This window comes from Cupriavidus sp. 2TAF22 (assembly GCF_052115045.1).
Taxonomy (GTDB): Bacteria; Pseudomonadota; Gammaproteobacteria; order Burkholderiales; family Burkholderiaceae; genus Cupriavidus.
Window position 1 is genome coordinate 269,865 of record NZ_JBFRFX010000005.1, and the last position, 6,559, is coordinate 276,423.

Genomic DNA, 6,559 nt, shown 5'->3' on the forward strand with positions numbered 1-6,559 from the left:
TAATTGAGCGCTGCCTCCGGCAGGCTTACGCTGCACCTGCTGCACGATCTTCCAACCAGGAGCCTGCCATGTCTATCCTCGTCACCGCGCTGTCCAGCGCTGCCGGCACCGCCGCCGCGCCTGTCGACCCGCGCATCCGCCAGTTCGTGGAGCAAGTCCTGATGGGCTCTCCCGTGGCCCGCTCGCTGGGCATCGCCCTGGATGTGCTGGCGGTGGACCATGTCGAGCTGGTGCTGCCGTTCAGCCCGGCCAATATCACGGTCGGCGAGATTGTCCACGGCGGCGTCATCGCCACGCTGATCGATGTGACGGGTGCGGCGGCGGCTGTGTCCGGCTGCGATGGCGAGCACTTGCGCGGTGGCGCGACCGGTTCGCTGAATATCCAGTATCTCGAAGCGGCAAGGGCGGCCAACCTGCGCGCTGTGGCCAGCGTGATCCGCCGCGGGCGCAGGCAGGTGGTTACCGAGGTGTCGCTCTACGCGGAAGGTGCAAACGAGGGCGAGCTCGTGGCCAAGGCCCTGATGAGCACCACGCTGTTCTAAGGCTGCTGGCCTGCCTGCCGTCGCGCATCCCGGACGGCGGCATCGAGCTGGCACGCCAGTTCCTCGCTCGCGCGCAGGAGCGGTTCGCGGCTGCGCGCGGCCCGGGCGAGAATCAGCGCCCCGGACCACGAGCAGACCATCAGGCTTGCCAGCCCGGCTGCGCGCGCGGGCGGGATGCCGTGTGTCGCGAATGCCGCCGCCAGCACGCTTTCCCACGAAGCAAACGCGGCCCTGCCGGCCTGGGCGACGGCTTCGGCCCCGGGCGCAAGCTCCAGCAGGATGGTCGAGATGGGGCAGCCGTCGCGGTATTCCGACTCCGCCATCCAGCCCGCCAGGGCCGTGCCGTAGGCCCTTGCGATCGCCGCTGGCGAATCGTGCCCGGCGCATAGCCGCGCAAGCGTCGCGCGCACCAGTTCGCCGGCGTAGGCGATGACTTCCTCGGCGATCTGCTCCTTGCCGCGCGGGAAGTAGTGATACAGCGATCCCTTGGGCGCGCCGCTCAGTGCAACGATGTCATTGGTGCCGCTGGCCGCGTAGCCGTTTTGGCGGAACAGGACGGCTGCGGCGCGGACGATCTTGTCGCGGTGCTTGGCGTGGGCTGGCATTGGCGGGTGTCCTGATGCGGGTGTCCTGATGCATCGGAGGGGTTGCGATACGGCTGGAATTATATAGACTGGTCTATATTAAAGCCAGGCCGAAGGCACCTGCTGACCGATCGATTCAAGGAGGGAAGGGTAATGACGACAGACATGGAAGCCCCGGCCACGGCCGCGTATTCACTGGCGACACTCAAGGACGTCAATCGCACCGCCGCGCTAAATCGCTGGCTGGGCTTCGAGGTGGTGCGCGCCGAAAAAGGGGAGGCGGAGCTGCGCATGCCGTGGCACGAAGAGGCCACGCAATACGCAGGCTTGCTCCATGCCGGCGTGCTCGGCGCGCTGGTCGACACGGCATGCGGTTTCGCTGCCACCACCGTGGCGGGGCCGGTACTGGCTTCGCACTATTCGGTGAATTGCATGGCGCCGGCGCTGGGGCAGGCCTTCGTGGCGCGCGCCAGCGTCGTCAAGGCGGGCAGGCGGCAGATATTCGCGCGGGCCGATGTGTTCGCCGAGCGCGACGGCGTGCTGCGGCTGGTCGCGTCGGGCGAGACCATCCTGGTGCCCGTGGGCAGCGTCGACGGGAAATAGTCTTTCATCCGCGCCGTTGGCGGATTGATCGCGCTGTTAACGCAATTAACGGCCAAGTGTTTTGCCTGCCCACGTTGGTGCCATCTCCGTTGCTGCCGGTGGGTGCAGGCCCGCTACCTCCGGCAACGTGCGTGCTTGCAGGGCAGCCCCTCGAATGGAGGGAAAACGGCTGGAAAACGGCTGGAAAGCCGCGTTGCGAGCTTCCAGCCATAGGGGCGCGGCTAACCGGGCGCGCGCCATCCACGTCCGGCTGCTTGCGCAGCTCCGAGACGCGCTTGCCAAGCTTGAGCAGCCGTTCGTTATTGAAGCTCTCCGAGCCGATCTGGAAGACCTGCTCGCCCTTGACGTTGGCGATCTTCGAGATCTCGGGCGCCGAGGCGATGATCTTGTCCACCGGCACCACCGCCGACTGGTAGGCGGCGGTATTGGTGGCGGCGGCGCCCGCGCCGGCAATGGTGCCGCCGGTGCCGATGATGACGATATTGGCCTTGCGGGCTTCGCTCGGCGCGCTGGCCCGCGCGGGTCATGGGCCGGGCCGCGGACTGCAGCACGATCGGGCCGGAGTCAGGGCTCCGGCCGTGGCACTACTCAGAACGCGTCGCCCGGCACCCGTACCCAGCCTTCCATCAGCACGCGCGCGCTGCGGCTCATGATGGCCTTGGTCACGGCCCATTCGCCGTCGACCTGGCTGGCTTGCGCGCCCACCCGCAAGGTGCCCGAAGGATGGCCGAAGCGCACCGCATTGCGTTCGCCGCCGCCGGCAGCCAGGTTCACCAGCGTGCCCGGGATCGCCGCGGCGGTGCCGATGGCCACGGCGGCCGTGCCCATCATGGCGTGATGGAGCTTGCCCATGGACAAGGCACGCACCAGCAGGTCGACGTCGCCGGCGGCAACGCGCTTGCCGCTGGAGGCAACGTAGTCGGCCGGCTTGGCGACAAAGGCCACCTTCGGCGTGTGCTGCCGCTTGGCGGCCTCGTCGATATTCTTGATCAGGCCCATGCGCATCGCGCCGTAGGCGCGGATGGTTTCGAACATGGTCAGGGCCTTGGCGTCGCCGTTGATGGCTTCCTGCAGCTCGGTGCCGGTGTAGCCGATGGCTTCGGCGTTGACGAAGATGGTCGGGATGCCGGCATTGATCATGGTCGCCTTGAGCGTGCCGACGCCCGGCACCTCGAGGTCGTCTACCAGGTTGCCGGTGGGGAACATGGCACCGCCCGCGCCTTCTTCCTCGGCGGCCGGATCCATGAACTCGAGCTGGACTTCGGCGGCGGCGAAGGTCACGCCGTCGAGTTCGAAGTCGCCGGTTTCCTGCACGGCGCCATCGGTGATGGGCACATGGCCGATGATGGTCTTGCCGATGTTGGCCTGCCAGATGCGCACGGTGGCCACGCCGTTGTGCGGGATGCGGCTCGGGTCGACCAGGCCGGCGCTGATGGCGAACGGCCCGACGGCGGCGGACAGGTTGCCGCAGTTGCCGCTCCAGTCGATAAAGGGCTGGTCGATCGAGACCTGGCCGAACAGATAGTCGACGTCGTGGCCGGGCCGGCTGCTCTTCGAGATGATGACGGTCTTGCTGGTGCTGGACGTTGCCGCGCCCATGCCGTCGATCTGCTTGCCGTAGGGGTCGGGGCTGCCGATCACGCGCATCAGCAGCTTGTCGCGCGCTTCGCCGGGCACCTGCGCGGCCGCGGGCAGGTCCTGCAGGCGGAAGAACACGCCCTTGCTGGTGCCGCCACGGATGTAGGTGGCGGGAATCTTGATCTGGGGTACGTGGGCCATGGAAATAGTGTCCTGGTGAAACCGGGCGGCACGCCGCCGTGCCGCCCGGAACGCAAGCCGCCTTATGTCAGGCCGCGGCTTTCGTCGATTCGAGGAAGTCCTGCGCGAAGCGCTGCAGCACGCCGCCCGCCTCGTAGATCGACACTTCTTCCGCGGTGTCGAGGCGGCACGTCACGGGGACTTCCACGCGCTCGCCGTTCTTGCGGTGGATGACGAGGGTGAGGTCCGCGCGCGGCTCGCGCTCGCCGATCACGTCGTAGGCCTCGGTGCCATCGATGCCAAGCGTCAGGCGGTTCACGCCCGGCTTGAACTCCAGCGGCAGCACGCCCATGCCGATCAGGTTGGTGCGGTGGATGCGCTCGAAGCCTTCGGCCACGATGACTTCCACGCCGGCGAGGCGCACGCCCTTGGCCGCCCAGTCGCGCGAGGAGCCCTGGCCATAGTCCGCCCCTGCGACGATGATCAGCGGCTGCTTGCGGTCCATATAGGTCTCGATGGCTTCCCACATGCGCACCACCTTGCCTTCCGGCTCGATGCGCGCCAGCGAACCCTTCTTGACCTTGCCGTCCACCACCGCCATCTCGTTGATCAGCGTGGGGTTGGCGAAGGTCGCGCGCTGCGCCGTGAGGTGATCGCCGCGGTGGGTCGCGTAGGAATTGAAGTCCTCCTCCGGCAGGCCCATCTTCGCCAGGTACTCGCCGGCGGCGCTGTCGAGCATGATGGCGTTCGACGGCGACAGGTGATCGGTCGTGATGTTGTCGCCCAGCACCGCCAGCGGACGCAGGCCCTGGAGCGTGCGCTCGCCTGCCAGCGCGCCTTCCCAGTAGGGCGGGCGGCGGATATAGGTGCTCTGCGGGCGCCAGTCGTACAGCGGGCTGATCTGCTCGCCGCTGTCGACCGCGAAGTTGAACATCGGCTCGTAGACCTTGCGGAAGTGCTCGGGCTTCACGCTCTTGGCCACGATCGCGTCGATTTCCTCGTCGCTCGGCCAGATGTCCTTGAGCCGGACCGGCTTGCCGTCCTTGTCGGTGCCCAGCACGTCTTGCTCGATGTCGAAGCGGATGGTGCCGGCGATGGCGTACGCGACCACCAGCGGCGGCGAGGCCAGGAAGGCCTGCTTGGCGTAGGGGTGGATGCGGCCGTCGAAATTGCGGTTGCCCGAGAGCACGGCGGTGGCGTACAGGTCGCGGTCGATGATCTCTTTCTGGATGGCCGGGTCGAGCGCGCCGGACATGCCGTTGCAGGTCGTGCAAGCGAAGGCCACGATGCCGAAGCCAAGCTGTTCCAGATCCGGCAGCAGGCCGGCTTCTTCCAGGTATAGCTGCACGGCCTTCGAACCCGGCGCCAGCGAACTCTTCACCCACGGCTTGCGGGTCAGGCCGCGCGCGTTGGCGTTGCGCGCCAGCAGGGCGGCGGCGATCACGTTGCGCGGGTTGCTGGTGTTGGTGCAACTGGTGATGGCGGCGATGATCACGGCGCCGTCCGGCATCTGGCCGGGCGTTTCCTCCCACTTGCCGGCGATGCCGCGCTCGGCCAGGTCGGAGGTCGGCAGCCGCTTGTGCGGGTTGGACGGGCCGGCCATGTTGCGCACCACGGTGGAGAGGTCGAACTTGAGCACGCGCTCGTATTCGGCGTTCTTCAGCGTGTCCGCCCACAGGCCGGCAGTCCTGGCATAGGTTTCGACGAGCTTGATCTGTTCGTCCTCGCGGCCGGTAAGGCGCAGGTACTCGATGGTCTGCTCGTCGATGAAGAACATCGCGGCGGTGGCGCCGTATTCCGGGGCCATGTTGGAGATCGTCGCGCGGTCGCCGAGCGTCAGGCTCGAAGCGCCTTCGCCGCGGAACTCCAGGTAGGCGCCGACCACTTTTTCCTTGCGCAGGAACTCGGTCATCGCCAGCACGATGTCGGTGGCGGTGATGCCGGGCTGGCGCTTGCCGCTCAGTTCCACGCCGACGATATCCGGCAGCCGCATCCACGAGGCGCGGCCGAGCATCACGTTCTCGGCCTCCAGGCCGCCCACGCCGATAGCGATCACGCCCAGCGCGTCGACGTGCGGCGTGTGGCTGTCGGTACCCACCAGCGTGTCGGGGTAGGCCACGCCGCCCACCGAATGGATCACCGGAGACATCCGCTCCAGGTTGATCTGGTGCATGATCCCGTTGCCCGGCGGGATCACCTCGACGTTCTTGAACGCCTTCTTGGTCCAGTTGATGAAGTCGAAGCGGTCTTCGTTGCGCCGGTCTTCGATGGCACGGTTCTTGGCGAACGCGTCGGGGTCGAAGCCGCCACATTCCACGGCCAGCGAATGGTCGACGATCAGTTGCACGGGCACGACCGGGTTGACCTTCGCCGGGTCGCCGCCCTGGGCGGTGATGGCGTCGCGCAGGCCGGCCAGGTCGACCAGCGCGGTCTGGCCGAGGATGTCATGGCAAACCACGCGCGCCGGGAACCAGGGGAAATCCAGGTCACGCTTGCGCTCGATCAGTTGCTTGAGCGATGCGGTCAGCGTGGCCGGGTCGCAGCGGCGCACCAGGTTCTCGGCCAGCACGCGCGACGTGTACGGCAATTTGTCATAGGCACCCGGCTGGATCGCCTCGACCGCGGCGCGCGTGTCGAAGTAGTCCAGCTTGGTGCCCGGCAGCGGCTTGCGGTTTGCAGTGTTCATTTCGTAGGGAAGAGAGAAAATCATGATCCGGGGCAGTGGCCGTGCGTTGCGGCAGGCTGCCCCCGCTCCCGCGGGCGCCGCATGGCGGCGGCCCAGGGAGCAAACCGGACGCGGACTGTTACTTGCGGTCCTTGAGTGCCACGAACTCCAGGTTCTCCGGTCCAGTGTAGTTCGCGCTCGGGCGGATGATCTTGTTGTCGATGCGCTGCTCGATGATGTGCGCGGCCCAGCCCGAGGTACGCGAGATCACGAACAGCGGGGTGAACATGGCGGTCGGCACGCCCATCATGTGGTAGCTCACCGCGCTGAACCAGTCCAGGTTGGCGAACATCTTCTTGCCATCCTGCATGGTGGCTTCAATGCGATCGGCAATGTCGAACATCTTC

At 67.1% G+C, this 6,559-nt stretch carries 6 protein-coding genes and 1 pseudogene; 2 read left to right on the forward strand and 5 right to left on the reverse strand.

The annotated features are described in order from the left end of the window. Positions 1–68 precede the first annotated feature (68 nt). Positions 69–542 carry a PaaI family thioesterase gene (locus tag AB4Z48_RS08970; protein ID WP_441613563.1) on the forward strand — a complete coding sequence of 158 codons (474 nt, stop codon included), beginning with the start codon at positions 69–71 and terminating at the stop codon, positions 540–542. On the opposite strand, the gene AB4Z48_RS08975 is transcribed toward AB4Z48_RS08970, so the two are convergent. Continuing rightward, on the reverse strand, positions 539–1,147 hold the full coding sequence (locus AB4Z48_RS08975; protein WP_441613564.1) for a TetR/AcrR family transcriptional regulator: 609 nt from the start codon (positions 1,145–1,147) through the stop codon (positions 539–541). The genes AB4Z48_RS08970 and AB4Z48_RS08975 overlap by 4 nt on opposite strands. Positions 1,148–1,279: 132 nt before the next feature. On the opposite strand from AB4Z48_RS08975, the gene AB4Z48_RS08980 reads away from it, so the two are divergent. Further along, positions 1,280–1,729: a PaaI family thioesterase gene (locus AB4Z48_RS08980; RefSeq protein WP_441613565.1), complete on the forward strand. Its 450-nt coding sequence runs from the start codon at positions 1,280–1,282 to the stop codon at positions 1,727–1,729. Positions 1,730–1,964: 235 nt separating this feature from the next. On the opposite strand, the pseudogene AB4Z48_RS08985 reads toward AB4Z48_RS08980, so the two are convergent. The 4 genes and pseudogenes from AB4Z48_RS08985 to AB4Z48_RS09000 all read right to left on the reverse strand — a co-directional run. After that, positions 1,965–2,249: pseudogene (locus AB4Z48_RS08985) on the reverse strand (asparaginase domain-containing protein); the annotation flags it as partial. A 68-nt stretch (positions 2,250–2,317) separates the two neighbouring features. Then, a complete protein-coding gene (prpF, locus tag AB4Z48_RS08990) occupies positions 2,318–3,508 on the reverse strand; it encodes a 2-methylaconitate cis-trans isomerase PrpF (RefSeq protein WP_441613566.1) in 1,191 nt (396 codons plus the stop codon). 67 nt (positions 3,509–3,575) lie between these two features. Next, on the reverse strand, positions 3,576–6,173 hold the full coding sequence (gene acnD, locus AB4Z48_RS08995; protein ID WP_441613567.1) for a Fe/S-dependent 2-methylisocitrate dehydratase AcnD: 2,598 nt from the start codon (positions 6,171–6,173) through the stop codon (positions 3,576–3,578). A gap of 118 nt (positions 6,174–6,291) precedes the next feature. Then, on the reverse strand, positions 6,292–6,559 hold a 268-nt coding region (locus AB4Z48_RS09000), incomplete at its 5' end, for a citrate/2-methylcitrate synthase (protein ID WP_441613568.1).